Origin of the sequence: Mucilaginibacter pocheonensis, from assembly GCF_031456535.1 — a bacterium.
In the GTDB taxonomy this organism is placed as follows: Bacteria; Bacteroidota; Bacteroidia; order Sphingobacteriales; family Sphingobacteriaceae; genus Mucilaginibacter; species Mucilaginibacter pocheonensis.
Window position 1 is genome coordinate 671,339 of the sequence record NZ_JAVDUU010000003.1, and the last position, 25,887, is coordinate 697,225.

Consider the following 25,887-nt stretch of genomic DNA (forward strand, 5'->3'; position numbering starts at 1 on the left):
TTATTTTATATAATTAAATTTTAACACATTTCCTGGGCTAACCAGATCGCCTTCGTTTGATATATAAAGATTATGCTGATTGTCAAAAGCAATACCTTCGGGTTGGATAAAAACCGCCGGGTTTAACGCATATACGTCCTTAACATTCCACCCGGCATCGGCAACAACAAGCATCTTATTGACCGACGACAGAATATACCACTCATTGGTATTTAAATTTTTAGCTAAAGCCGATGGACGAAACACCCCGCGTTTTTTGTTGCTCAATTGATCTATTGTTTTTACATTGATGCTGAATCCACCTGCTGGTTTAACCGATCCGTCGGCCTGTAAACGCAGAATATAGCCACTGCTGATCTTATTTTTGTCACTACTGCAATGCTTACACAAAATATAAAGCTGGTTAGTTTTTTCATCAGCATACATGCCTTCATACTCGCCGGCAGGCAAAACATCTTTTAGCTTTTGCACATTACCAATTTCCTTATTCCTGAGCTGGTTAAAAGGGAAAGTGAACAATATGCCATCACTCCGCAGCATAACTACATAGTTATTGCAAATGGCTATGTCTTCATAATCGCCTGATTTTGCAAACCGGCTTTGGCTTATTTGCTTATCGCCCAACTTAAAATAGTATACTTTTCCATCCTCATCTTCTTCCGCATATAAGGTGTCACTTTTGCCATGAAGAAAAGCAATGCCCGAGATCTCTGTTAAATTGATATGCATATTATATTTTACCGGTTTGGTAAGGTCATATCCTTTAGGGCTGCTGCTAACCTGGGTTTTGTTGGTGCATGACATACCTAAAAACATTGCCGCAACAATAACCACTACTGTTATCAGTGTTACGGCTTTACGTATAGTTTTATAAGTTTTAAACCTTTTCATACACCTTTTGCTTTAATAGTTCATATACCTGCAACTGCGATTGTATCAGCGGCTCGTGCTTTTCTATCTTTATATTTTGCAGCTGTTCATTTAACTTTACTGCCTGTACATTATCCGCTAACTGAATGTCAACAATAGACAAGACCTCTTCCCTTATCTTTTGATCATAAATGGGGAAACATACTTCAATACGCCTGTAAATATTCCGGTTCATCCAGTCGGCCGAACCCAGAAAAACCTCGGGATTATTATTGTTATTAAATATAAATATCCTGCCATGTTCCAGGTAGCGGTCAACAATACGGTGCACAGTTATGTTTTCGCTCATGCCTTTTATCCCTGGTATAATACAGCATATGCTGCGCACAATAAGTGATACCTTTACCCCGGCCTGTGAAGCCTCATATAACTTTGATATAAGTTTGCGCTCTTCCAGGTTATTTAGTTTTATGGTGACAGCCGCCGGAAGGCCCTGGCCAGCGTTTGCAATTTCGCGATCAACCAACTCCATAAAACGTTGCTGCAAATTAAACTGGGCAACCAGCAAATGTTTAAACTCAATAGGGTAACCATCAGATGTTTTTGCTTTTTTGGCTAAAAAAATAAACAACAGTTCCATCTCGCGCAACATTAAAGGGTTGGCGGTCATTAAAATATGGTCGGTATAAAAAGCCGCCGTACTTTCATTAAAGTTACCTGTAGCCAGCAAACCGGTATATTTTATACGGTCGTTAACCAATCTTTTAACCAGGGCAACTTTTGCGTGTACTTTTAAAGCTTTATCACTGTAAATGATCCCGACACCGGCCTCCTTCATTTTTTTTGCCCATTTGATATTGTTGGCTTCATCAAACCGGGCTTTAAGCTCAACCATTACCTTTACCTTTTTGCCATTGCGCGCGGCACTTATAAGTGCGTTCACGATACGCGAATCACTGGCCACACGGTATAATGTCACGAATATTTCCTGTACGTCGGCATCAATAGCCGCTTCATTAAAAAAACGCAATACGCTGTTGTACGATTGATATGGGGTATGAACAATGCAATCCTGCTTTGAAACCCGATCAAACAACGACTCCTCCCCAATCCATTCTTTATTTGGTATAGGTTGCCACCTGCTATAACGCAAACCCGGTAAATTAACCGGCAGGCCCATCAGATCCTTAAGATTATGATATATCCCGCCCTCTACTATGCTCGAGCCATGCAAACCTAATTTTTCGGTTATCAGATGCAGTGTACGCAACGGAATATCAGGCTGGTGCAAAAACCGGGTTGCCATACCCATATCACGTTTTAACAATTGCTTTTCAATTTGTTCAGACAGGTCCCCCTGATATTCATCTTTAAGGTCAAGTTCGGCATCGCGGGTTATTTTAAAGCTGTAGCATCCGTTTACTTCTTCATTGGTAAACAACCTGTCGAGATTATACCTGATGATATCATCTAAAAATATAATGTATTGCTGATCATTGGCCGCCACACTGTAAAAGCGGGGTAATTGGTTCGACGGGATATTTAGCAATACCGTTCTTTCCCTACCGCTGTTTAAACCCAGGTTTACTAAAAAATAAAGCTTATTGTTTTCCGGAAAAAAATTCTTGCCGGTTTCAGACAGATCAACAGGTTGCAAAAACGCCATTACCTGGCTAAAAAAGTAATCGCGCACTTTATCTTTAACAGCTGCAGGTAACGGCTCATTGAACAACAGGTTAATATTATTATCTTTCAATAACGGGATAAGCCGGCCGGTAAATATTTGCCCAAACTTTTGCAGCTGATGTTCAATAAGCCGCTGGGCATCCAGCAAAACATCCTCTTTTTCTTGCCGGTTGTGTTTTGATAGTTTATGCAGTGCCAGTATAACGGGCATCCTTACCCTGTAAAATTCATCAAGATTTGAGGAATATATCGACAGAAAATTCACCCGTTCCATTACCGGTAAATCTTCTTTTTCGGCCTCCATCAAAATGCGTTCATTAAATAACAACCAGCTCAGGTCCCTGTCAAAAAAAGAGTAATTATCCATAATAGCAGAATTTTATAGCAGTAACCCGTTACAATTATATTAATGATGAGATAACGAACGCCATTACTGAAATAATAAGCCCGAACATAAATATGTTATAAGATGCCCTTAATAACCTGTATTTTTTCCCTAAAACAACACCCTGCGAATAATTATCACGAATCAGGCTTCCGTACAGAAAGTCCCGGTCATCCATCATTTTAAGCATCCCTTCGCTGTAATCTTCAAATGACATGCGATAAAAGTTTCCAAAAAATAACAGGTTCACCGTTTTCTTTTCAATATCATCATGCGAAAACAATCCCGGCGGTATGGATGGCCTGGTGGCCAATATGGAAAATATCATGGTAAGCAAACTTACTCCAAGCAGTAAAAAGGTAGGTATCAGCAGGTTCGAATGCTCGTCAAGCTTGCGCAAAACCAGACTGATAATGGCCGATAAGATAATGGAGTTAACAGTGATCATGATATGGGCTTTGTTATCTGCCATATCGCTCAACCGCTGATGATTGGTTGAGCTTATACGAAACATGGTTTCCACCCCCCTTTCGGGCTTATCGTTTTTATGCTTTTTTTCGTGACCGTCATGATCGGCTTTCTCAACAACCCCATCGGTATGGTTAACCTCTGGTAGTTCATTGGCTTCCGGCTTTTCAGTCACTTCGGTTTGCTTATCAATTAATTTGGCCAGGTTTTTTTCTTTTTGATCATTTAGCAGCAAACGGCAATAATCAGTAAAATAGTGGTGCGATTGCAAAAGCTGGATGTTACCGGTGCGCCAGGCATCTTTATCCAACTCTTTATGCCCTATCGCTTCCATTTCCCTCCGCATCAGTTTGCTTTTTTCGCGAAAGCTATCGGTCCCCAGGTGGAACAGATCGGCGTCGCATAAAATTTCCTCTAACAGGTTGGTTGGCTTCTGAGGCATTTGTGTGGCCAGTATGCAACTATTTACCTTATTAATTACATCCGCGTCAACTTTTTGTTGCTTTAAAAAATGATGGGCTATTTCGGCGCTTTTAACCTCATGGTTATTTTTATCGGTAAAATAACCCGTATCATGAAACCATGCGGCTGATATCACTATAAAAAATTCTTCATCATTTAACTGATAATGGTTAGCTATTTGCGTAGCCGACGCGACAACGTCTTTAGTATGTTTAAGATTATGATATATTAGCTCAGGATCATGATGTACATCAAAATAGGATATGATATAATTTTTTACCTCTTCTAACAATGGTTGAAATTTCATGATAGCTTTTTGTGTTTAAAGTAGTCAAATTTATTCTAAAAATCCTGAATTGAAGCCTCTCTGCTATTTAAACCTAAAATTATCATTTGCACACGTCAAACAATACCTGGTGATGTCGTTCAGTCAGATAAATTATAGGCGTTGGGATCAGGATGTCCTGGTTTTTTCCAACGGTGTTTCCGGCGCTTCAAAACTGTAATTATAATGCGGGTATGGTACTATAAAGGTGTTTTCAACCCTGTCAGATCTTTTGAAATATGGAATCCATATGGCTGCCATTGCTAAAGCATATACAAGGGCATAAGGATGCGGCTCTACAAACTTGTTGTGTTTTAATATTAGCGTACAAAGAAAATCAACCAGAAAAAAACCAGCAGTAAATGAAAAGTATCCAATGATCAAATTGGGTAATATATCGCGTTTGTTAATCAGTAATACCAGGCAATAAACAGAATAGCACATTAATCCCGTAAAACAGATCACCTCCATGGTTATGAATAATTTAAATCCTGTATCCTGCCCGGTTGATGCATTTAAATTCCAGGTTGCAAGGCTGAAATAATCGCTGCTTATAAGCACAAGAGCAGAGAATAGCGCGGTTAAAACTAATATTATGGCTACTGCTATGAGCCATCCGCCAATGGGCCAAAAAGCAGAACCATGACTAAAAATAATGCCAGGAGTTTCACGCTGATAAATCCTTACGCCTAAAAAAATAAGGCTGATGGTTAGTAACCCCGTTAGCAGTACGACAAAATTATTAACACGCGATTGTTGAGTTCCTGTACCCGGATCATATGAAAAACTATAACCCAAACCATCAGCATTCAATTGTTTTATATCATCCTTAAATTCGGTCAGGCTTTCAACCGGGGCGTGATCTTTAAGATACGCAAACTTATAATTAAGCAGCAAGGTATCGCCGGCCACGGCATAATGCGATGCAAACCGATAATAATTCCTGTTAATAGAATTGCTTTTTTCTGTGATATTCCAGCCACCAGGTAATATTACCTGTTGGGTATAATCAAGATCATAAGGAAAATTAACTGATACCGGAGTTTTAGTTTGTCCGGTTATAGTAGGAAGTTGCTCTGATATGCTATTGGCATAAAGACCAACCACATACTTATTTGTTGCAGAGTCCTTTTTGAAAAAATTATTGATCAAATAAGTTTCGGTAGTGGCAAGTACATTTTTTTCCAAATCATCAGTCACCACTATTGAATCCTTTGCTTCGATCTTTGAATAGATCTTTGAGTAATATTCTAAATAATTCTTTTCCGTTTCAGCCATACCCGATGATGCAAGCCTGCTCCTGGTATCATCGGCCTGGTTAAGGGTATATATAGTTTTAACCGTAAATAGCACCGGCGATTTCGCATCTTTAACTTTATAGGATTCGGTACAAATTATTTTACCTGTTTTTGATGATGGTATAATGGTGAGTGCATTATTCCCCGCTTTTAATACAAGACCACGGCCGTAATGGGGGAAATAAATATCAGTGCCCAAACCACCCTGATAATCAATAGTGGCATCAACCCAAACTTGTTTGCCGTTTACATTAGCAGTTACAACCGCATGATTAAAAGCGTAATGGGTTGGTATGTAATCAGTAATATGCTCGCCACGGTTAGTATTAACTAATACCATACTTGCATCAACATCATTTGCTTTAAGCATTGATACCAGCAACAGCGATTTGTCCTTGCAATCACCATAACGCTGTTTAAAAACTTTTTCGGGATTGTTTGCACGATGCGAATATTGTCCTATTTCAATTCCCATGTATCTCACTTCATCCTGAACCGCTTTTACAGCCGCCCTAAAATATTTTTCCTTATCATTACCTGCAACTGCTTTGAGTTGTCTTATACGCTCGGCTAATTCACCTTTAATACTTGTTGCCGCAGGATTAATACCTAACGCCCAGTCAACAACTTCGCCCCAGGTATTATACTCACTGATCTGTACGCGTCCAAGGGTATTAAACCATGAGGGTTGGTTATTATCATCTTGCCCGGCAGGAACCAGAAAGTCTTCATATTCATACCTCTTTAAGCCCTGGTTTTCCGAAACCGCCACCTTAGGAACCTTATTAAAGTATTTAAAATTTAATTTTCTTTGCGATGATGCGATAATGACAGTATACTTATGGGCAATGGGCTGATACCATTGAAAATAAATATCATCGCAGAATTTACCGTAAAATATTGGGTTCCTGCCCGTTATGGTGTATGAATATTCAATGCGGTCGCCTTTTCTGATGTCGTCAAGGATGCACAAGGCCGAAAAACTTCCCTGGTATATAAAGTTAGAAAGGTCTTTTTCATCAGCTATTACTTTAAAAACGGACGTTTTTAGCCGGTTTATGGGTTTGTTATCGCGCCAAACGGTTATATCGTGAAAATCAAGTCGTTCAAAAGCCGGATCAAAGCTTACCGTTATTTGCGAAGCGTTTTGTATACCTGTTTCAGATACTATTTCCTCAATATAATGGTGGTAATCTGCCTGTTTCTCTACCTGCTGTTGTTGTTCAACAAGCGCAAAAAAATAACCTCTTTCAATTGTACGCAGGGGCGGTTTTTGATTAAAGGCATTACAAACGCTAAGCCATGCGGGCTTGGGAGATAAATGTACTACAGGCGTACCTGCACTAACAACTTGTTTGTTGATGAGTAAAAAAAGAAAACAAGCAAATAAGGTAAGGTATAATTTAAGAAACTTCGGCATAACAGAGAATGAAAATAAACAAAGAACATGACTTTTCTTCATTTATTTTAATATTGCTCAAAAGTGCATTATTGCACCTGTTAAACAGCAAGGCCGCCTCATTTTATTGAAACGGCCCCACTAAACATGTATTTATTAATAATTACTGCTGCCCCCCTAAAACCGGGGCAAATTTTTTCATGTAATTTTTTAACTGGGCTTGTATTTTATTGTTTATATCGGCTTGCTTACTTTCTTTAGTAAAATCGGCTATGCCATTTAACAATTGCAGACCGATCTGTACATCGCGTGTATTTATATTATTAGCGTTATCATTAAGTAAATGATAATTATAGTCAAGCTGGTCAACAACGTAGTTATCAATACCGGTTACCAGTTTTTTGCCCAATACCACATCATTCAGTTGAAATGCCAGCTGAGCTAAAAATAATTTACGGCCTTCCACATCAATATATGGCGTTATATCCGGCATTTCCTGATCATATTTATGCAGTACTTTCAGCGCCAGGTCATTATGGCCTTGCTGTACCAGGTTTTGAGCCAGGTCAATAAACGTGGTGAGCATTACCGGATAAAACATTGACGTTGACTCATGATCAAGATATCGGGCGTTTTTAAAATTACCGAATTTAAACTTGTTCATAACGTTGTTGTACATCACCATAGTATTTACTTTACTTAGCTGATCATGCTGTGTAGTATCCTTTTCAAATGGGATCAGGTGGTAAGTAAACCCTTCCTTGTATAAATATGGCTGTAAACCAATAAGGTTATCGTTACCGATGGTAGTAGTAAAACAAATGGGCCTTTTCCAATGATTATGCGCAAGTATATCAAGCATGGCCAGGTTATCCTTAGTAACATAGTTTGATGTATACTTCCACTCCATGCTTTTGGTTAGCTTGCTTTTTTCATCAGGCGTAACTACGCCGTTTTTTACCACCTCGTCGGGATCAATGGTGATCTTAAAGTTTTTGGTGGGCAGATAGTTTGCCGACTCGCCGCTTTGATATTGCACCATAGTAGCCTTATCATCCGATGAAATAAAATCAAATATTTCTTTCACCTCAACCGGTCCGGCTATTTTTTGGTCATTATAGTATATAACATCCCTCACTCCTTCCTTATATTTATCATAAGGCATGGTGATTGGCAATGGGTCAGACTGGTTCATTTTTCCCTGCATTTGCCGTATATACCAATCGCCTGTAAACAAGCTCAGGTTAACAATGCGTACGTCGGGCCTTATACCCTCCACTTCCTGATCATACCACAAAGAGTAAGTGTCGTTATCGCCATAGGTAAACAAAATAGCGTTCGGAGGGCACGAGATCAGGTAATTATAAGCCATATCATGCGCTGTCCATTTGGTCGACCGGTCATGGTCTTTCCACTCTTTGCTGGCCAGCAATACCGGAGCAAGCAGCAGGCATATAACAGTAGACCCAATGGCTGCAAACCTGGCGTTTATAAATTTCCGCGCAAATTCGGCTATGGCAATCACCCCCAAACCTATCCAAATGGCAAATGCGTAAAACGATCCTACGTAAGAATAATCGCGCTCACGCGGCTGCACCGACGGCTGATTTACATAAAGAACAATAGCAAGACCGGTAAAAAAGAATAGCAACAGAACTACCAACGCGTCTTTCTTTTTTCTGTTGACATGGTAAAAACCACCAATTAACCCTATTATTAAAGGCAAAGCATATAGCGGAGTATAAGTAACACCGTTGGTAACAGATTTTGGCAGATGCTTGGCACCATCAAATATGCCGGTTGTCCAGTTACCGTCAATACCTTCGGTACTTGTTTGCCCGTCGGCATCATTGTAACGGCCAACAAAATTCCAGAAAAAGTAACGCCAGTACATCTGGTACATCTGCCAGCTGAACATAAATTTCAAATTATCGGTAAAGGTTGGCGCCTGCCCATCAGGTATACGCAGCCATTCTTTGTAAAACTGAACATCCTGCGGCTCGGTGCTATACATCCGGGGCAATGCCGTAGTATGATCATAAACTGATTCAACTTTATGTCCGGCATTCTCGTATTTTGTTTTTCCTTTACGATAAATAATGCTCCCTTCTTTCTGATCGGTTAACTTGGCATCGAAATAAGGTCCGCTCACTAACGGGGTTTCGCCATATTGTATACGGTTTAAATAGCCATAAAGGGTAAATGCATTATCGGGATGTGAGTTGTTCAGATTAGGATTTGCAGTAGCCCTGATAGGGATATATGCAAAAGACCCATAACCAAAATATATAAAGGCAACACACAAAAGGGCCAGGTTTAGCGCAGGCTTTTTGGCCCGGATACTATAAATTATCCCTCCAACAAGCAATGCAACAATTAGCAGTATAAAGAAAAATGCACCGCTGCCAAAGCCCAAACCAAGTGAATTTACAAAGAACAGGTCAAAATACGCGGCAAATTTGATGGTATATCCACGTATGCCATATTGTACCAGTCCGAGTATAATAACACCCGCTAAAAATGCAAGTATGCCATTTTTTACGGTGACGTTTTTACTCCTGCGGAAAAAGTATACCATGGCAATAGCTGGTATGGTCAACAAATTAAGCAGGTGGATGCCAATTGATAAACCGATAACATAAGCTATAAAAACCAGCCATTTATCAGCGCCGCGCTCATCGGCATGGGCGTCCCACTTTAATATGGCCCAAAATACAATAGCGGTACATAATGACGACAAAGCGAATACGATAGTCTCAACAGCCGAAAACCAGAATGTATCTGTATAGGTAAAGGACAGGGCGCCGACCAAACCGGCACCCATAATAAGGATAAGGTTCGACTGGTCTATTACGTCATCACGTTTATTAAGCAGCATTTTTTTTGCAAGGGCTGTTATAGTCCAAAAAAGGAACATAATGGTGGCCCCGCTGGCTATTGCCGAACCTAAATTAGTATAGTAAGGTACTTTGGCATTATTGCCAAATGACAACAGTGAAAATAATTTACCAAGCATGGCAAATACCGGATACCCGGGTTGGTGGGCTACCTGCAGCCTGTAGGCACACGAAATAAACTCACCGCAATCCCAAAAACTTACGGATGGCTCTAAAGTTAAAATGTAGGTAACAGAAGCTATAATAAAGCAAAGCCAGCCTAAAAGATCATTGATTTTTTTGTATTGCATTTAATAGTATGGTTTTATCGCGCGGGCAAATATCAGGATTTTTGCAGCTTATTAAAAAAAAACAGCGCGCTCCAACCAAATTTAACATAAATTAACTTTTTCCATCATTATTCTGTTAATTTGGGTTTCATAAGCCTGTTGATAAAAAAATAACCTATAAACCAAATTTCTAAGTTATTATAAATAATACTTACTTTGCTAAGATGTATAAACTTTACTTTTTTCGTTGTATTAAACTTTTTTTGCTAACAGGAACCATCCTCCTCACAGCACAGTTAAGCAAGGCCCAATCTGTTTATTTACCCAATTCTTATCAGTTGTACCAAAAGTTCAATGCAGATATTTATAGTAAAAACAGCTCATTTCATACCTCTTTACGCCCTTTTTTGATTGACAGTTCAATTAACCATACTTATGATTCGGTTATGAATATTGGCGTAAGCAGTAATAATAAATCATGGCTCAAGCGTAAAATATTTAATGAACACCTGTTTGATGTAAAAACCAAAGACTATACTTTTTATGGTGATATTCTTGTTGACCTGCTAACCGGGAGAGAATTTACTGCCCACAGAACGCCCAATTTAAATACACGCGGCTATCAGTTTGGCGGAACCGTAGGTACTAAATTTTCATTTTATAGCAGTGGCTTTGAAAACCAGGGTACGTTCCCCAATTATTATAATAATCTTGTTAACGCCAATGGTTTTGTACCGGGGCAAGCTTATGCGCGGCATTATAGCGGCCTTGCCCAAATTAGCCAGGATTGGTCATATGTTACAGCCATTGTTTCGTATACGCCTATAAAACAGTTAAATATTACACTGGGCCAGGATAAAATGTTTGTAGGCGATGGGTATAGGTCATTATTGCTATCAGACTACGCGGCAAATATGCCTTTACTGCGGCTTACCGCAAATTTTGGCTCGTTGCAGTATATGATGTCATGGGCATATCTTGAAGATATCAAAGAAAAGAAATTTGATACTTTTGGTAGTAACCGGCGTAAATGGGCGCTTTTTCACTATTTAGACTGGAATGTAAACAACAGGTTGTCATTTGGATTCTTTAACGCCCTGATCACGCCCGAAGCGGATGCGCAAGGAAACCGCCGTGGCTTTGACGTAAACTTTATTAATCCCATCCTGTTTTCAAGCGCGCTTGGTTCTTCAGGATCGCCAAGAGATAACGTGTTTATTGGCTTTACCGGCAAATATAAAATATTTGATAAAACAGCAATTTACGGACAGTTAATGCTTGACAGGTTTAAGGCAAGCAATTTCTTTTCGGGTAGTAACTCAGATAATACCAATGGTGTGCAGTTAGGTATCAGGGGAGCCGATATATTTAAAGTTGAAAGGTTAAATTATCTTTTTGAATTCAATACCGTTAAACCCTACACTTATTCAAGTACTCAACCGCTTAATAGCTATAGTTTCTTTGGCGATCCGCTGGCTCATCCGTTTGGAGCAAATTTCAGGGAGTTCCTGGGTATCGTTAATTATTCAATTGGCCGATTTGATTTTCAGGGGCAGCTTGACTATGGCAAATATGGCCTTGATGCCAATCAAGCTGATAATAACGGAAAGCAGGTCATAAAACCATATCCGGCCGCGCCAAACTCTTCTCCGGTTATTGGGCAAGGTATCAGCACACAGCTTTATTATACCGAAGGTACAATATCATACCTCATTAACCCCAAATACAACTTGCGTATTGAGGTGAGCGGTCTTTACCGGCAGGAAAAGAATGCATTAAGCGATAATAAAACCACTCTGATTAGTTTTGGTTTAAGAAGCTCATTCAGAAACCTGTATCACGATTTTTAAGCAGACTGCTGGCAGACAGGTCATAATTGTAAAGCATTAATGATCTGTCTGATCAGTTCGGCCTCAGTAAACGGTTTAGCCACAAAGCCCGAAAATCCTTTTTTTGATAGTTTGTCAGTGTCAATGGCTTTTGAATTGCCACTGATAACAATAACAGGAATTTCATTTAAAGGCGGATCTAAATGCCTTATAGTGGCAATAAGTTCATGACCATTCATGGCCGGCATCTGAATATCTGTTAATACTATTGTTATTGCTTGAGTGGTCAGGATATCCATTGCCTGCCTGGCATCTGACGCCTGGTGAAACTTAATATTCCACTTGCTTGTCATCATTTTGAGGAACATCAAACTCAGCTCATTATCATCAACAGCTAGTATGCTAATGCCATTAAGCAATGGCAGCAAATCATCCAAGCGTTGTTGTTTATCGGTTACATTGTTAATGTTTTTACCCTCGTCATAAGGAATATAAAAGCTGAACGTACTACCTTTTCCTGCCGTGCTTTTTACGCTGATTTGTCCGTTTTGCAGCTGAACCAACTGCTTGCAAATATAAAGGCCCAGCCCTGTGCCGGTTTGGCCCTTGGCCGAACTGGTTTGATAATACTTTGAAAAAAGGTTTCCCTGTTGCTCTAAGCTGATACCAATCCCTGTATCAATTACATCGATCCTTAGCCTGGGCCCTCCATCCACTGATAAAAGATCGGCATTTACAGTAACTCTTCCCTGGGCTGTATATTTAATTGCGTTACTCAGCAAATTAACCATGATTTGCTTAAGCCTGAAACTATCACCCAAAATCAGGGCCTCTTTGTCGCCGTTAAAATTATAGTCAAGCTCAAGCGCTTTCTTTGTAGCGCTAAACTCCATACTCTCTATTACCTCACGTAACACAAAATCGGGGTTAAACGGATCCTTGTTGATCTTAAATTCGCTGTTTTCCATCTTTGCGGCATCCAGCGTATCATTTAATGTACGCAATAACATATCAGATGACAGTCTGATAGAACCCAGCATATCGGCCTGGCGCGGCGACAAATTGGTTTGACTGAATATGTACAGGAAACCCTTAATTGCGGTAAGCGGGTTACGTATTTCATGGCTCATGTGCTGCAGCAGGTCCATCTTTTGTTGAGCCATAATTACTGATCGCTCATTCTCCTGCCGTAAAAGTGTTTCAGATACGCCAAGCTTAAGTATAAATACAATAAGCAACGCTGCAAATATCAATACCAAGAAAAGCGCAGCCAGATAAAAATTATTTAACAGCCGGGTTGTTTCCTGGTAATTTTTAAACGTCATGCCCTTAAATTCACTGGCTATACTGTAGTTGATATCTTTTACATCGTTGATAATACTTTCAAGCTCGTTGCGGATACGTATATTCAAAGAGATCAGCTCTTTTTGGGTTGATAACAATTTAATATTCCGGTCCTGCAGCTGCTTGAGTTTTTCATTGTAGGTTCTTTTATCCTTAAAAGCAATTTTACGCGTAGCCGAGTCGATCTGCAAACTGCTGTGATTATGGTTAACCTCAATAATGCTGGTAGATGGGGTGCTGCCGTTTCTGTTGTAAATAGCATCCTTTATTCTACCAAAAAGGCCTTTTCGTTTACCTACAATATCTTTTCTGATGGTATCCGTTTTACTTTCAACCTTTTTCCTGCTGAGTATTTTATTTGCACCGATATCAGTCATTCTTTTGTCTTCGGCAACATTAAAATCAGCATAAGCCGTAAGCAGAGAGTCAAAACTATGTTTAAGACCATACAATCTGTCTGATAGCTCCAGCTTTTTGGCACGCCAGTATAATACTTTTTTATGTTGTTCCTCTGTAAGTCCAGGCAATTCAGCATGATCTTTAAGCAGGGTATCAATCTGGTCAAACGCTTTGGACAATGTTGCTTTGTAAGCCTTGCTTTTTTCATTGCCAGTGCTCAGTAATGATTCCTGGAAATCGTCTTCGGCTTCATGGAGCAATAAAAGTGCCTTTTGTGGTTTTGACTGATCGTATTCAAAATTGTGAGCCAGTTTTGAAAGATCCTGTAATTTATTGGAAATGGTATTACGTACAAAAAGAGCTGCTATGGCCAAAATAATAACAAATGCTAAAAATGCGAGCAGGATTTTTCTTGAAATTTTTTGGGTATATGTAGATTTCATTTAAGCCGTTAACAAAACAATATACTGGTGATATTTGCAATCAAACTAACAAGCAATAATAACATTTATTAAAACATAGGTCATATATTTTAATTTCATATAATATATAAGTTTAAAATATAAACAATTAAATAAAAATTTACCGCTAACGAAAATTTCAAGCTACGAGGATGAGATATGCATGGGCCTGCGAATATACATATGAAATGGTCTTTTTAAGCAGACTATCATAGCAGGATTTAGTCCGCTTACTATGATATATATTCTGTTTGCAAGTACAATAACGAATATTGAACGCCTGCCCAATATTCGTTATAATTCATTTGATATTATTTTCTTTCCAAAGCATAGCGCCAAACAACAGCGCTTAATATTGCACCCAGTATAGGGGCCACTATAAATAGCCACAACTGGCTGATAGCAGCGCCACCCACCAGCAATGCGGGGCCAATGCTACGGGCCGGGTTTACAGATACACCGGTTACCGGTATACCTACTATGTGAATAAGCACCAGACTTAAGCCTATTGACAAACCTGCAAATCCGCCATGGATATTTTTTGTTGATGTTGAACCAAAAATTACCAGCAGGAATATAAATGTAAAAACAACCTCTGCAACAAAACCAGATACCAGATTATAATGTGCCGGCGAAAAAGCATCATAACCGTTTTGCCCAAGGCCATTGGCAGCAACACTATATCCATCCTTACCAGATGCGATAAGTAACAGGATACCAGCCCCTGCAATAGCCCCCAATACCTGGGCTATAATGTAAATAACCGCTTCATTAGCTTTCATCCGCCCTGATACCACCATGCCAATTGAAATAGCCGGATTAATATGGCAACCAGATATATGGCCTATGGCATAGGCCATAGCCACTACAGACAAACCAAAAGCAAACGATATACCTAAAAAGCCAACGCCCGATGTGCCATTTGGCCCCGCGATCACGGCGCTGCCACAGCCCATCAAAACTAATACAAGCGTACCGAAAAACTCAGCTGAAAATTTTGAGAATGTGTTTGTTTCCATGTGAAATTTAATTACGTAAGAAGATTAGGTGAAGTGTATTGAGATATAGTTTAGGTAATAGATTATTTATTATAAAAATAAGTATTGTTTATCCGTAAATCCTAATAAAATAAGTTTTAAACTGATGAGGTAATGATTTCAATAGGGTTTCAAATAAAAGGGCCCGTAAATTAATTTACGGGCCCTTTTATTGTTAAAATCAATTTAAAACTACCAGAATCTGATATAAATAGCCGATAATAACACCAATATAACAGCTATCAACATAACGGATGACGGCTTAAGTTTAAACATTGAGCTTTCAATAACAATCGCTTTGGCATTGATCATTTTTCCTTTTAAGCTAACAACAACCATCACTGCAAGCGTGATGAGGAATGACCAGCTCAGAGATATAAAAAACGGGATCTCATATTGGCCCGAAGCATTATGAAAAGCTGAATACAGCAGTGTTTCGGGCCCAAATACCTGAACCGCGAATTGATTAAAGAATACCGACGCGGCAAAACCGGTAAGTATGCCAATAATGGCGGCTTCGGCGGTAGTTCTTTTCCAGAACATTCCAAGTAAAAAGGTGGCAAGTACACCGGGGCTTACAAAACTTGAGTATTTCTGTACAAAAGTATATCCCCCAGCGCTGCTTATACCCAGCACATCGGTCCACGTAAATAAAATAGATATGAGCAAACTAACTACAATTGCAGCCCTGCCCACCCAAACCATGCGTCGTTCGCTGGTATTCTTATTCAGGTAGTTCTTATAAACGTCGAGCGTAAAAATAGTAGCAATACTATTTACTTTGCCGGCCAGCGAAGCAACAATAGCGGCCGTTAAAACTGCTAATGATAATCCCTTTAACCCCGAAGGCAAAAACGATAATATGGCCGAATAAGCACCATCCTTACCCCCTTTACCTAATTCGGGCAGATGGCCGTGTTTATATAATACAAAAGCCACAATACCGGGCAGCATTACAATTACCGGCATTAATATTTTTAACATGCTTGCAAATAAAATACCGGTACGGGCCGTGGTGATATTGGCACCTAAGGCGCGTTGTGTTATGTACTGATTGCAACCCCAATAGTTTAGGTTACTGATCCACTGGCCTGATACATACATAGCAAAACCAGGTAAAATAAGGTACTTGGTTATGGTTTCCGTTGATGCCCCGGCTGCAGGCTTTTTAAATATAAGATGAAAATGATCAGGCGAATCTTTCAGCAACAAATTGAACCCCGTAAGGGCATTTGTTCCAAAACCAAATTTCTGGCTTACAATGGTGAGCGACAAATAAGTAATAGCCAAACCGCCCACAACAAGTACACCAACCTGTATTACGTCTGTATAACCTACAACCCGCATTCCGCCCAAAGCGATAATTGCACCAAATATGGCCAGGCCTACCATAACCCAGTGGAAATATTCGCCGCCAAGTAAACTGTTAATGGCTATAGCTCCCAAATACAATATGGCAGTAAGGTTAATGAATACATATAAAAACAACCAGAATATAGACATTACCAATGCCACCCCGCTGTTATACCTGTTTTGCAGAAACTGCGGCATGGTAAATATCTTGTTCTTGATATACACCGGCATAAAAAACACAGCTACAATAATGAGCGCGGCGGCCCCTACCCACTCATATACCGCAACAGCTATGCCCGCGAAAAAACCATCGCCGCTCATGCCTATAAACTGCTCGGCCGAGATATTTGACGCAATGATAGATGCCCCTATTGCCCACCAGGTAAGCGAACCCTCGGCCAGGAAAAAACTGTGCGAACTGCTATTCGTTTCATTTCTTTTCCGCCGATAAACGAAATACCCGTAACAAGAAACCAAAATGAAATAGAAAAAAAAGACCAAAATATCGGCCGTAGAAATGTGATTCAGCATGAGTGTTTTTTTGCAATAGGAAATTTAGGCCATTAATTTTCGGGGCCGGTTCAATTTTTCAAATCTATGAAATAAAATGAATTGGCAATGCCGCACGAAAAAATCGTGCGGCAGCTATATGGTGATGATATCCTTATTAAAATTTGAGTGTAGCAGGCAGGTATTTGGCTACAAGATCTTCATAATACGGACGCAGCTTATTCCAATCAGGTGGAACAGGGCTTTTTGAATAAAGGTCATACGGGTTAAACAAGGCCACCGCTTTAAACAAGCGATGATCATGCGGCGTCATCAAATGACTGTAAGCGTTTTCGCGGTGCTGCGGATAAAACGAATGATAACGCAACATATACAATGCTTCTTCGGGCAGGTATGGCTTCATCATATGGTAAACATACTCATCATGTCCCCATGTCATATGCACGTTCTCTAAACCACAATTTGGCTCATAAACACCATACTTGGTGTTATAACGGGGATCATGGTGATCTTTATTCTCTGCAAAATATTCAGAAAACACGATCTTATCAGAAAAAGCACACCCTACCGGGTAGCTGTCGCCCACTACAGCCCATTGCGGCTCCCCGAAAAGACATAACACCTTACCCATATCATGAAATAACCCGGTAAGTACCATCCAGTCGGGCCGGCCATCAGCGCGGATGGCCTCAGAGGTTTGCAGCAGGTGTTGTAACTGATCAAGGTCTGTGTCAGGGTCAGAATCGTCAACCAACTGGTTAAGAAAATCAAACGCATCCCAAACCGACATTTCTTTTTTATCGAACGACAGGTATTGTTCTTTTTTTTGCAGAACAAAATCATAAGTTTGATTTATATGCTGCAAGCGATAAAACTCACGAACGGAATCTTTTGTTGTGGTTTCGTAATTACGGTAGGCTTCGGTATCACGCCCGGCCGCTATTGAATCTGCGTCAGGGTAACGAATTAATAAATCGTCTTCCCATTCTTCTATTGAATCTAAAGGGCCCTGATCTGGTGTTCCGGTAATCTTGCTCATAACATTATAATTAAAAAGGAAATATAATTGGTAAACAGTCCTTTATAGCTAATCCTGATAGCTGTGTTATACAAATTTCCTTATTTTAGAAATCAAATTCATCAAAAACACCCGATTTATTTGCTTAAACGTTTACCTAAATTTCCCATGCTCATTCTATGTCCCGGGTTTTGCAAGCCCTATTTTTTATTATATTGCTAAACTTTTTTTATAAGCCCTGCAAAAACCATAAACACCTGTAATTTTGCGTTAATAAGATTACCATTTTTATAACTTATTGAAGTGAACTGGAGCTTTGAAACACCTTCATACTAATGACCGACGGAACAAAGAATAATAAAGTAAACATGAAAACACTTGCCAAAGTGTTAAACGTTTCTATTGCAACAATATCCAAAGCACTCCGGGATAGTCATGATATAGGGGACGAAACAAAACAAAGGGTCATTGAAACTGCCCGACTGCTGCATTATGTTCCAAATCCATATGCGAGCAGCCTCAGAAAACGCTCCAGTAATACCATTGCCATTGTGATCCCTGAAATTGCAGATAGCTTTTTTAGCCAGGCAATTAATGGTATTGAAAGCATTGTGGATCAGGAAAAATATCACGCTTTAATATACCTGACGCATGATAGCTATGAACGCGAAGCCCAGATGTTTAATGATTTGACAAGCGGCCGGGTTGATGGCGTTTTAATGTCTGTAGCCAGTAATACCAAGGATATTAAACATATACAGGACCTGCAGCAAATGGGTGTACCAATTGTTTTTTTTGACAGGGTATGTGAGGATATACCCACGGCAAAGATAAAAACCGATGATTTTAACAGCGCCTACATGGCTACCCGTCATTTGCTGGAGCAGGATTGTAAAAATATTTCGCTGGTTACTATTGAGGGTTACCCGTCAATTTTACAGGCACGCGAAGAGGGGTATAAAAAGGCCCTGACTGAGCAGGGCATAAAACCTAATGATAACAATGTGATCAGCTGCGCTAATAAATATACGCATGACAATATAGCTTTTTTAAAGCAGCACATTGATACCGTAAAACCCGATGGTATTATCGCCACAGTTGAACACCTGGCTACTACTACATACCTGGCCTGTGAAGAAATGAAGCTAAATATTCCGGACGATATTAAGGTGGTATGTTTTACCAACCAGATAACAGCTTCCATACTTAACCCGCCGCTTACCACAGTTTTGCAACCCGCCTATGAAATGGGGCGTAAGGCTGCGGAACTGCTGTTTCGGCATCTATCTGGCAGGCCCATCCAAATGGAAAGGGAAAATATCATTTTACCATCCAAACTGGTAGTAAGGGCATCAACCGGAACTGTTTAATACCCTTTAAATTCGTATCTCTTATTACCGGCTAACCAATATTATTTTTGCGGACTGCCGGTCATGGTAAAGGCAAGGGTTCCGCCCCTGCTTATATCCTCATGCGAGATCATAAAATCTTTGATAGGTTTCCCGTTAAAGGTTACTTCCTTCACATACTTGTTTTTGGCCGAAAGCCCTGTGGCCTTTATAATCAGCTTTTTGCTGTGCTGCAGGTTTAAAACCATGTATGGAAACTGCGGTGCACCTATACTATAAACACCAGATGCCGGGGCTACGGGGTAAAAACCCATAACGTTGAATATATACCATGCCGAAGTCTGCCCGCAATCATCGTTTCCGTTTATACCAACAGGCGCATTCCTGAAATTTTGGGTCGATGTATGCTCGCGCACAAGTTCCTGGGTTTTCCACGGCATGCCGCAGTAATTAAACAGGTACAGGTAATGATGGCCGGGTTCATTATCGGCGCGGTAATGGCCTCCGCTAAAATTTTTACTTAATTTGTCTGCAAACTGCTTTTCTCCCCCCATTAGTTTGATCATCCCCGGTACATCATGCATGGCGCCAAAGGTATAGGTCCATTTTGTACCCTCAGTAAACCCGGAATCGGGTTTGGCTGAAAACTGCCCGTCAGAATTACGCGGGGCCATAAAACCGGTCGCTTTGTTATATACATTCTGATAGTTCCTGCTCCAGGTCATCAGCTGTTTATAATCATTATCCTTGCCTAAGCCCTTTGCCATTTGGGCTACGGCATAATCGTCAACAGCATATTCAATGGTGCGCGAAACCGATTCTTTTGTTTTATCCACCGGTATATATCCCAGTTGATGGTAATTGGTAAGGCCGCCTCTTGCTTCAAAGCTTGTCCATAGGTCGCGGTCGCCCCATCTTTTATGGGTATCGCCATCCGGCGCTTCATAAGCATCCTTGTGCAGGGCTTCATAAGCTAATTTTGTGTTAAACCCACGGAAACCTTTTACATAAGCATCGGCTACAACTGCATCTGCGTGGGTACCTATCATAATGTTGGTATATGTTGGATTTGGCCACATGGGCATCCATCCTCCCTCTTTATACATTTGCAACAGTGCCTGAACCATGTCATCAACCCGCTGGGGTTGCGTAAGCGTTAACAAGGGGTGCAACGCCCTGAAAGTATCCCAAAGCGAATAATCATTATAGGAAGAACCATGATGAACTTTATCGTCAAATGCGCTGTAATATCTGCCGTATTCAGAAAACTGGCGGGGAAATAACAGCGTATGGAACAGCGCGGTATAAAAAATGGTCTTTTGATCTTTAGTTACCCCGGCTACCTGTATGGTTTTTAACGATTGCTGCCATTGGTAACGCGTGCTTTTTACAACCTTATCAAAATCCCAATCCGGGATCTCTTTCTTCAGGTTATCCCTTGCCTGGTCAATACTGATAAAAGATGTAGCTACTGCTACTTTTACTTCGTCATTTGCTTTTGTACGAAAAGAAATGAAAGCCCCCATTCGTGTGCCGTACTGCTCATGACTGCCTTTATTGATCACTTGTTTATCCCAGGTGCCATATTTTTTTATCTGTTTATTAAATTTGATGATAAAATAGCCCTTAAAGTTCTTTAGCTCCGGGCCGAGCTGAGCCGATTGCCGGTCGGGATTGTAACCGGTTATTTCGTTATTAACGGTATCCACGTACACGTAGCCTTTTAGTTTCTTCATCCGTACGGTATAATCATTGGCCCAGTCGGTCAATGCCGGATTCAGGTTGATACCCTGAATGATCAGATGCGCCTGATCAGCCTTAGGAAAAGTAAACCTGAACATACCACAGGTATTAGCGCCTGCTATTTCGGCTTTGATTTTTTCTGTACCGGTAGTTTTTAATTTTACCGCATAATAGTACGGTTTGGATATCTCGTCTTTATGATTAAATAAAAGCATTCGTTCTTTTGGCAATACCCTTAGCTTACCAACCTGCGGCATTACAGATACGTACCCGTAATCGCCCATCCAAACGGTAGGCTGATGTGTGGCAGTGAGCCCAATAACGGCATCATCTTCATAATGATATACCATATAGCTCATTTTATTTTCCCGCGTTTGGGCAACAAAGTTGGTCATGGCAAAAGGCACATTTACACAAGGCATGGTTCCGCCGCCATCCAGGCCTTTGCCAAAGCCTTTTACAGCTGTACCAATTAACGGGTTCACATAATCTACTTCATCCAATTGCCGGGCAACCGTTGCTTTCTGGGCGCTCGCGCTCCCATAAAAAATGCCCAGTAAACCTAATAAATAAACGCTGTGCTTAAATTTCATGCAATTCATAATGTATATCAAAAAATGGTATCAGGCCTGTACTACGGTTAAGGCAGCTTGTTTAGAAACCTTATTTGTAATAAATAGTTTAAGAAACATAATTGGTAAATGATCCTTGTTTAACCAGGCTCCGGCAAATCTCTTATTTTTAAGATCATATTCATTAAAAACCTTTGATTTTTTTACTTAATCGTTTTATCTGTACTTGTAAACTGTTTCTCCTGCATTTTTAGCAGGCACTATCCAATCAAAATGCCTGCAATATGCCATGCTATTGTAAAAACCGCCTGTTGATTTTAATATTTATATTAATTCTATGGAATTAGTAGAATTATTTACATATTTGCACCATAAATCGTTCTTTATTTCAATTTTGATTATCCAGAAAGACTGAGGGACAGGCCCTGTGATGTCTTAGCAACCTGTACGCATGGTTATAAAGGTGCTAATTCCTATCTGCAATAAAGCAGAAAAGATAATGATACTACACATACCGGCAGCCAAAAGCTGCATGTACTGCCTCTCCCCTGTATTTCTGTTCAACTATATCTCATTAATATTTTTATTAATTCTACTTAACTATGTTATTCATCGCTATGAACAGGAAAAAACAAGAACAACATTTAAAAAATCGTCTGCCGGCTTCCGTGTAACAGAACCAGCATTATAACAGCAAGTGCATCCACAATCTACATTTATAAATATATCACAGTACATGAAAACACAAAGTACGCTTAACACCATCTTCTTAAACAATTATTATTCTCTGCAATCTGCTACCCGCAATGCTGCCGCCCGAATGCAAACAAGGCATTGTTGCTGCTAAAAGTAAATTGTTAAAGGCGTTTTAATGCTTTGCATTAGCTATAAACAATATCAATAATCAACCTTTACAATTTTACAGGGCATTATAAGCAGCCGGGTATAATACCCGCTAACTATTATTAACTGATCGTCTTTTAAATACTGTATCTGGTACTATTAACCACTTTACGATCTATTACCATGTTTAAAAACTACAAATTATTGCTGGCAATACTATTGCCTATTATTTTCGTCCAAACTGTTGCCGCACAATCAGTTAAAATAAGCGGGGTGGTGACCGCCAAGTCTGACGGACTGCCCCTGCCCGGTGTAAGTGTTTCTGTAAAAGGTACAACCAACGGAGCACAAACCAACAATGAGGGTAAATTTACCATAAACGCCAAAGTGAACGATGTAATAAGAATAACTTACATTGGCTTTACTCCCAAAGAAATACCTGTTACTCAAAACGAAACCACGCTTCAGATAACGCTTGATGAACTGGCCAACTCTTTGAATGAGGTGGTGATTACAGCCTTGAACATATCAAAAGATAAAAAATCACTGGGTTATGCTGTCCAGGGATTAAAATCAAAAGATATATCTGAGGCCAAAGAAACCAACCTGGTAAATGCACTTTCGGGTAAAATAGCCGGTGTAAATGTTACCAGCAGCCAGGGTGATATGGGATCATCGCGTATCATCATTCGCGGCGAAACCTCCATTGCTAATGATAACCAGCCCTTGTTTGTAATAGATGGCTTACCGGTTGATAACACACAACGGTTAGGTACCGGCGGCTCAAGGGATTTTGCCAACCCAATATCTGATATTAACTCCGAGGATATTGAATCCATATCGGTACTAAAAGGGCCCAATGCGGCGGCGCTGTATGGTTCAAGAGCCGCTAATGGTGTAATTTTAATAAAAACAAAAACGGGCAAAGGTGTCAAAGGCCTGGGCGTTACCATCAATTCAAATACATCGTTCTCGAGCTTATTAGGTCTGCCCAAATACCAAAACGAATACGGGCAGGGTTCCAATGGGCAGTTCAGCTATGTTGATGGTAAAGGCGGCGGCGTTAATGACGGTGTTGACGAAAGCTGGGGCCCCGCGTTGGACGGCTCACTTATCCCCCAGTTCAATTCAAATGGCAAACCCGTGCCATTTATAGCGCATCCGGATAATGTAAGCAGTTTCTTTAAAACCGGGGTTACTTTAAATAATGGTGTATCACTGGCAAGCTCTGGCGATAAATACGATTTTCGCCTGTCTTATAACAACCTTCATAAAACGGGGGTTATACCAAACACCTCACAAGGGCGTAATTCATTTTTATTGAACGGCACTTATAAATTAACACCTAAATTAACATTAACTACTATTGCTAACTATATTAAGGATGACGCAGGCAATTTACCCGGCTCCGGTGGCAAAAGATCAACCAGTACCATGCTGCAATTTACCTGGTTTGGCAGGCAGGTTGATATCAGCCAGCTAAGAAATTACAGGGACGCTAACGGCAACACCTTTAACTGGAACAATAGTTACTACAGCAACCCTTACTTTTTGGCTTATGAAAACACGGTAGGCCAAACCCGCAACCGTTTTATAGGTAGTGCCGAGCTGAACTATAAAATTATTGACGGCTTGTCGGCCAATTTCCGTACGGGTACCGATTATTATAATGACAGGCGTAAAATTAAAATTGCCTACGGCACCAACGGTACACCATTTGGCTCGTACGAAGAAGATGCCTATGACGTTACCGAAACCAACACCGAAGGCCGGTTACAATACACCAAAAAATTAAACGATGATTTTTCTATCGACGCGTTGATAGGTGGTAATATCAGGGTGAATACATTTGAACAAAATGACCAAAAAGCGCCAAAATTAGCGGTAAGCGGTTTGTATACACTCAGCAATTCACGCGATCCGCTCATATCGTCAAACTATTATGCAAAGTCTAAAATATACAGCTACTTTGCATCCGGACAAATAGGTTTCAGGAATTATGCTTTCATCAACGTTACCGCGCGTAACGACTGGTCATCTACCCTCCCAAGGGCAAGTTTATCATACTTCTACCCTTCTGTTAACGGAAGTTTGGTACTGTCAGAAGCATTGGATATTAGAAGCGATATCCTGAGCTATGCTAAATTACGTGGTGGGTGGTCAAAGGTAGGTAAGGCTACAGATCCTTATAACCTGATCAACACTTATGATTTTACGGCTCCTTTTCTTGGCAATCCGCAGCAAAGCGCCAATAATGTACAGCTCAATCCCAATTTAAAGCCTGAAACAACAACCTCTGCAGAGGCCGGTTTTGAACTGGGCTTTTTTAATGACAGGATCCGTTTAGATGCCAGCGTTTATAACACCAACAGTATCAATCAAATTATCAAAGTTCTGGTAAGCCCAACAACGGGCTACAGCCAAAAGCTGATTAACGGCGGTACCATTAACAATAAAGGCTTAGAGGTTCAGTTGGGCTTAACACCTGTAAAACTAAAAGACTTTAGCTGGGATGTAAATGTAAATTACTCGCGTAACAAAAGTAAGGTTGTTTCTTTAGACAGAGAAAACAGGCTGCAGAGCTATATATTAGGATCTGATGGCAATGTACAAGTGTTGGCAGCTGTAGGGAAACCTTATGGTTCCATTTACGGCAGCTCTTTTCAGCGTGATGCAAGTGGTCGGGTTGTTATAGCGGCCGACGGAACGCCAGTTGTTGATCCCGACCAAAAATACCTGGGTAAATATACGCCAAACTGGCTGGGTAGCATAAACAACAGTTTCACATACAAAGGCATAAACCTGAGTGTGTTGATTGATGCCCATATAGGCGGCTCAATTTACTCTGGTACAAACAGTACAGGTACCTACACCGGTATCCTGGCGTCTACCCTGCCTGGCCGCGGCGCCAAGAATGGCGGTATAAGCTATTACCTGCCTGGTAACTCTTCATCGGCCACTGCGGTGCCTTTTACCGGAACTGCCGGTCCTAACGGCGAAACTATTTATCATGACGGTATTATTTTTAACGGTGCAAAGAGTGATGGCAGCAAAAACAATACTATTTTATCGGCTCAGGCATATTATAAGGCACTGACCAATGCCGATGAGCCATTTGTTTATAGCGCGTCATACGTTAAATTACGGGAAATAAAACTGGGCTACACTGTGCCTCAAAAATGGGCAAAACGTATAGGTTTTGAAGGTGCATCAGTAGCTGTTGTTGGCCGTAACCTGTTGATCATTCATAAAAACGCGCCAAACATTGATCCTGAAACCGCTTTCAATACCGGCAACGGACAAGGCCTGGAAGACTTAACACTGCCAACCGTGCGCAACATTGGTTTTAATATTAACCTTAAATTCTAAG

General features: G+C 40.4%; 13 protein-coding genes and 1 riboswitch. Of the genes, 3 read left to right on the forward strand and 10 right to left on the reverse strand.

The window, feature by feature from the left end:
- From J2W55_RS16265 to J2W55_RS16285, 5 genes are all read right to left on the reverse strand, one after another.
- Complete coding sequence (locus J2W55_RS16265) at nucleotides 1–891, reverse strand: SdiA-regulated domain-containing protein (RefSeq protein ID WP_310097781.1); 891 nt, start codon at nucleotides 889–891, stop codon at nucleotides 1–3.
- Nucleotides 878–2,923: a polyphosphate kinase 1 gene (gene ppk1, locus J2W55_RS16270; RefSeq protein ID WP_310097784.1), complete on the reverse strand. Its 2,046-nt coding sequence runs from the start codon at nucleotides 2,921–2,923 to the stop codon at nucleotides 878–880. Before ppk1 ends, J2W55_RS16265 begins: the two co-directional genes overlap by 14 nt.
- A gap of 34 nt (nucleotides 2,924–2,957) precedes the next feature.
- Entirely contained in the window at nucleotides 2,958–4,178 is a 1,221-nt protein-coding gene (locus tag J2W55_RS16275; RefSeq protein ID WP_310097788.1) for a Pycsar system effector family protein, read from the reverse strand.
- A 147-nt stretch (nucleotides 4,179–4,325) separates the two neighbouring features.
- Nucleotides 4,326–6,914 (reverse strand): DUF3857 domain-containing protein, encoded by a 2,589-nt coding sequence (locus J2W55_RS16280; RefSeq protein ID WP_310097791.1) that lies wholly within the window; start codon nucleotides 6,912–6,914, stop codon nucleotides 4,326–4,328.
- A 142-nt stretch (nucleotides 6,915–7,056) separates the two neighbouring features.
- Nucleotides 7,057–10,080 carry a glycosyltransferase family 117 protein gene (locus J2W55_RS16285; RefSeq protein ID WP_310097794.1) on the reverse strand — a complete coding sequence of 1,008 codons (3,024 nt, stop codon included), beginning with the start codon at nucleotides 10,078–10,080 and terminating at the stop codon, nucleotides 7,057–7,059.
- Nucleotides 10,081–10,322: 242 nt separating this feature from the next.
- On the opposite strand from J2W55_RS16285, the gene J2W55_RS16290 reads away from it, so the two are divergent.
- Nucleotides 10,323–11,909, forward strand: a complete 1,587-nt coding sequence (locus J2W55_RS16290; RefSeq protein ID WP_310097798.1) for a gliding motility protein RemB — start codon at nucleotides 10,323–10,325, stop codon at nucleotides 11,907–11,909.
- 20 nt (nucleotides 11,910–11,929) lie between these two features.
- Here J2W55_RS16290 and J2W55_RS16295 read toward each other — a convergent pair whose 3' ends face one another.
- From J2W55_RS16295 to J2W55_RS16310, 4 genes are all read right to left on the reverse strand, one after another.
- Entirely contained in the window at nucleotides 11,930–14,074 is a 2,145-nt protein-coding gene (locus J2W55_RS16295) for a hybrid sensor histidine kinase/response regulator (protein WP_310097801.1), read from the reverse strand.
- Between the two features lie 329 nt (nucleotides 14,075–14,403).
- Nucleotides 14,404–15,111, reverse strand: a complete 708-nt coding sequence (aqpZ, locus tag J2W55_RS16300) for an aquaporin Z (RefSeq protein ID WP_310097804.1) — start codon at nucleotides 15,109–15,111, stop codon at nucleotides 14,404–14,406.
- Between the two features lie 210 nt (nucleotides 15,112–15,321).
- Complete coding sequence (locus J2W55_RS16305) at nucleotides 15,322–17,013, reverse strand: sodium:solute symporter family transporter (protein WP_310097807.1); 1,692 nt, start codon at nucleotides 17,011–17,013, stop codon at nucleotides 15,322–15,324.
- A 136-nt stretch (nucleotides 17,014–17,149) separates the two neighbouring features.
- Nucleotides 17,150–18,031: an inositol oxygenase family protein gene (locus J2W55_RS16310; RefSeq protein WP_310097812.1), complete on the reverse strand. Its 882-nt coding sequence runs from the start codon at nucleotides 18,029–18,031 to the stop codon at nucleotides 17,150–17,152.
- Between the two features lie 314 nt (nucleotides 18,032–18,345).
- Between J2W55_RS16310 and J2W55_RS16315 the strand changes: the two genes are divergently transcribed.
- On the forward strand, nucleotides 18,346–19,380 hold the full coding sequence (locus J2W55_RS16315; protein ID WP_310097817.1) for a LacI family DNA-binding transcriptional regulator: 1,035 nt from the start codon (nucleotides 18,346–18,348) through the stop codon (nucleotides 19,378–19,380).
- A gap of 41 nt (nucleotides 19,381–19,421) precedes the next feature.
- Here J2W55_RS16315 and J2W55_RS16320 read toward each other — a convergent pair whose 3' ends face one another.
- The gene (locus J2W55_RS16320; RefSeq protein WP_310097819.1) at nucleotides 19,422–21,695 is read right to left on the reverse strand and encodes a GH92 family glycosyl hydrolase; all 2,274 of its coding nucleotides are present in this window, start codon (nucleotides 21,693–21,695) and stop codon (nucleotides 19,422–19,424) included.
- Between the two features lie 374 nt (nucleotides 21,696–22,069).
- A riboswitch (SAM riboswitch) is annotated at nucleotides 22,070–22,177 on the forward strand.
- 523 nt (nucleotides 22,178–22,700) lie between these two features.
- On the opposite strand from J2W55_RS16320, the gene J2W55_RS16325 reads away from it, so the two are divergent.
- Nucleotides 22,701–25,886: a SusC/RagA family TonB-linked outer membrane protein gene (locus tag J2W55_RS16325; RefSeq protein WP_310097822.1), complete on the forward strand. Its 3,186-nt coding sequence runs from the start codon at nucleotides 22,701–22,703 to the stop codon at nucleotides 25,884–25,886.
- Nucleotide 25,887 lies beyond the last annotated feature (1 nt).

Excerpts from the sequence above, each read along its gene's own strand:
- J2W55_RS16265 (WP_310097781.1), bottom strand. The coding sequence starts at position 891 with ATGAAAAGGTTTAAAACTTATAAAACTATACGTAAAGCCGTAACACTG.
- ppk1 (WP_310097784.1), bottom strand. The coding sequence starts at position 2,923 with ATGGATAATTACTCTTTTTTTGACAGGGACCTGAGCTGGTTGTTATTT.
- J2W55_RS16275 (WP_310097788.1), bottom strand. The coding sequence starts at position 4,178 with ATGAAATTTCAACCATTGTTAGAAGAGGTAAAAAATTATATCATATCC.
- J2W55_RS16280 (WP_310097791.1), bottom strand. The coding sequence starts at position 6,914 with ATGCCGAAGTTTCTTAAATTATACCTTACCTTATTTGCTTGTTTTCTT.
- J2W55_RS16285 (WP_310097794.1), bottom strand. The coding sequence starts at position 10,080 with ATGCAATACAAAAAAATCAATGATCTTTTAGGCTGGCTTTGCTTTATT.
- J2W55_RS16295 (WP_310097801.1), bottom strand. The coding sequence starts at position 14,074 with ATGAAATCTACATATACCCAAAAAATTTCAAGAAAAATCCTGCTCGCA.
- aqpZ (WP_310097804.1), bottom strand. The coding sequence starts at position 15,111 with ATGGAAACAAACACATTCTCAAAATTTTCAGCTGAGTTTTTCGGTACG.
- J2W55_RS16305 (WP_310097807.1), bottom strand. The coding sequence starts at position 17,013 with ATGCTGAATCACATTTCTACGGCCGATATTTTGGTCTTTTTTTTCTAT.
- J2W55_RS16310 (WP_310097812.1), bottom strand. The coding sequence starts at position 18,031 with ATGAGCAAGATTACCGGAACACCAGATCAGGGCCCTTTAGATTCAATA.
- J2W55_RS16315 (WP_310097817.1), top strand. The coding sequence starts at position 18,346 with ATGACCGACGGAACAAAGAATAATAAAGTAAACATGAAAACACTTGCC.
- J2W55_RS16320 (WP_310097819.1), bottom strand. The coding sequence starts at position 21,695 with ATGAAATTTAAGCACAGCGTTTATTTATTAGGTTTACTGGGCATTTTT.
- J2W55_RS16325 (WP_310097822.1), top strand. The coding sequence starts at position 22,701 with ATGTTTAAAAACTACAAATTATTGCTGGCAATACTATTGCCTATTATT.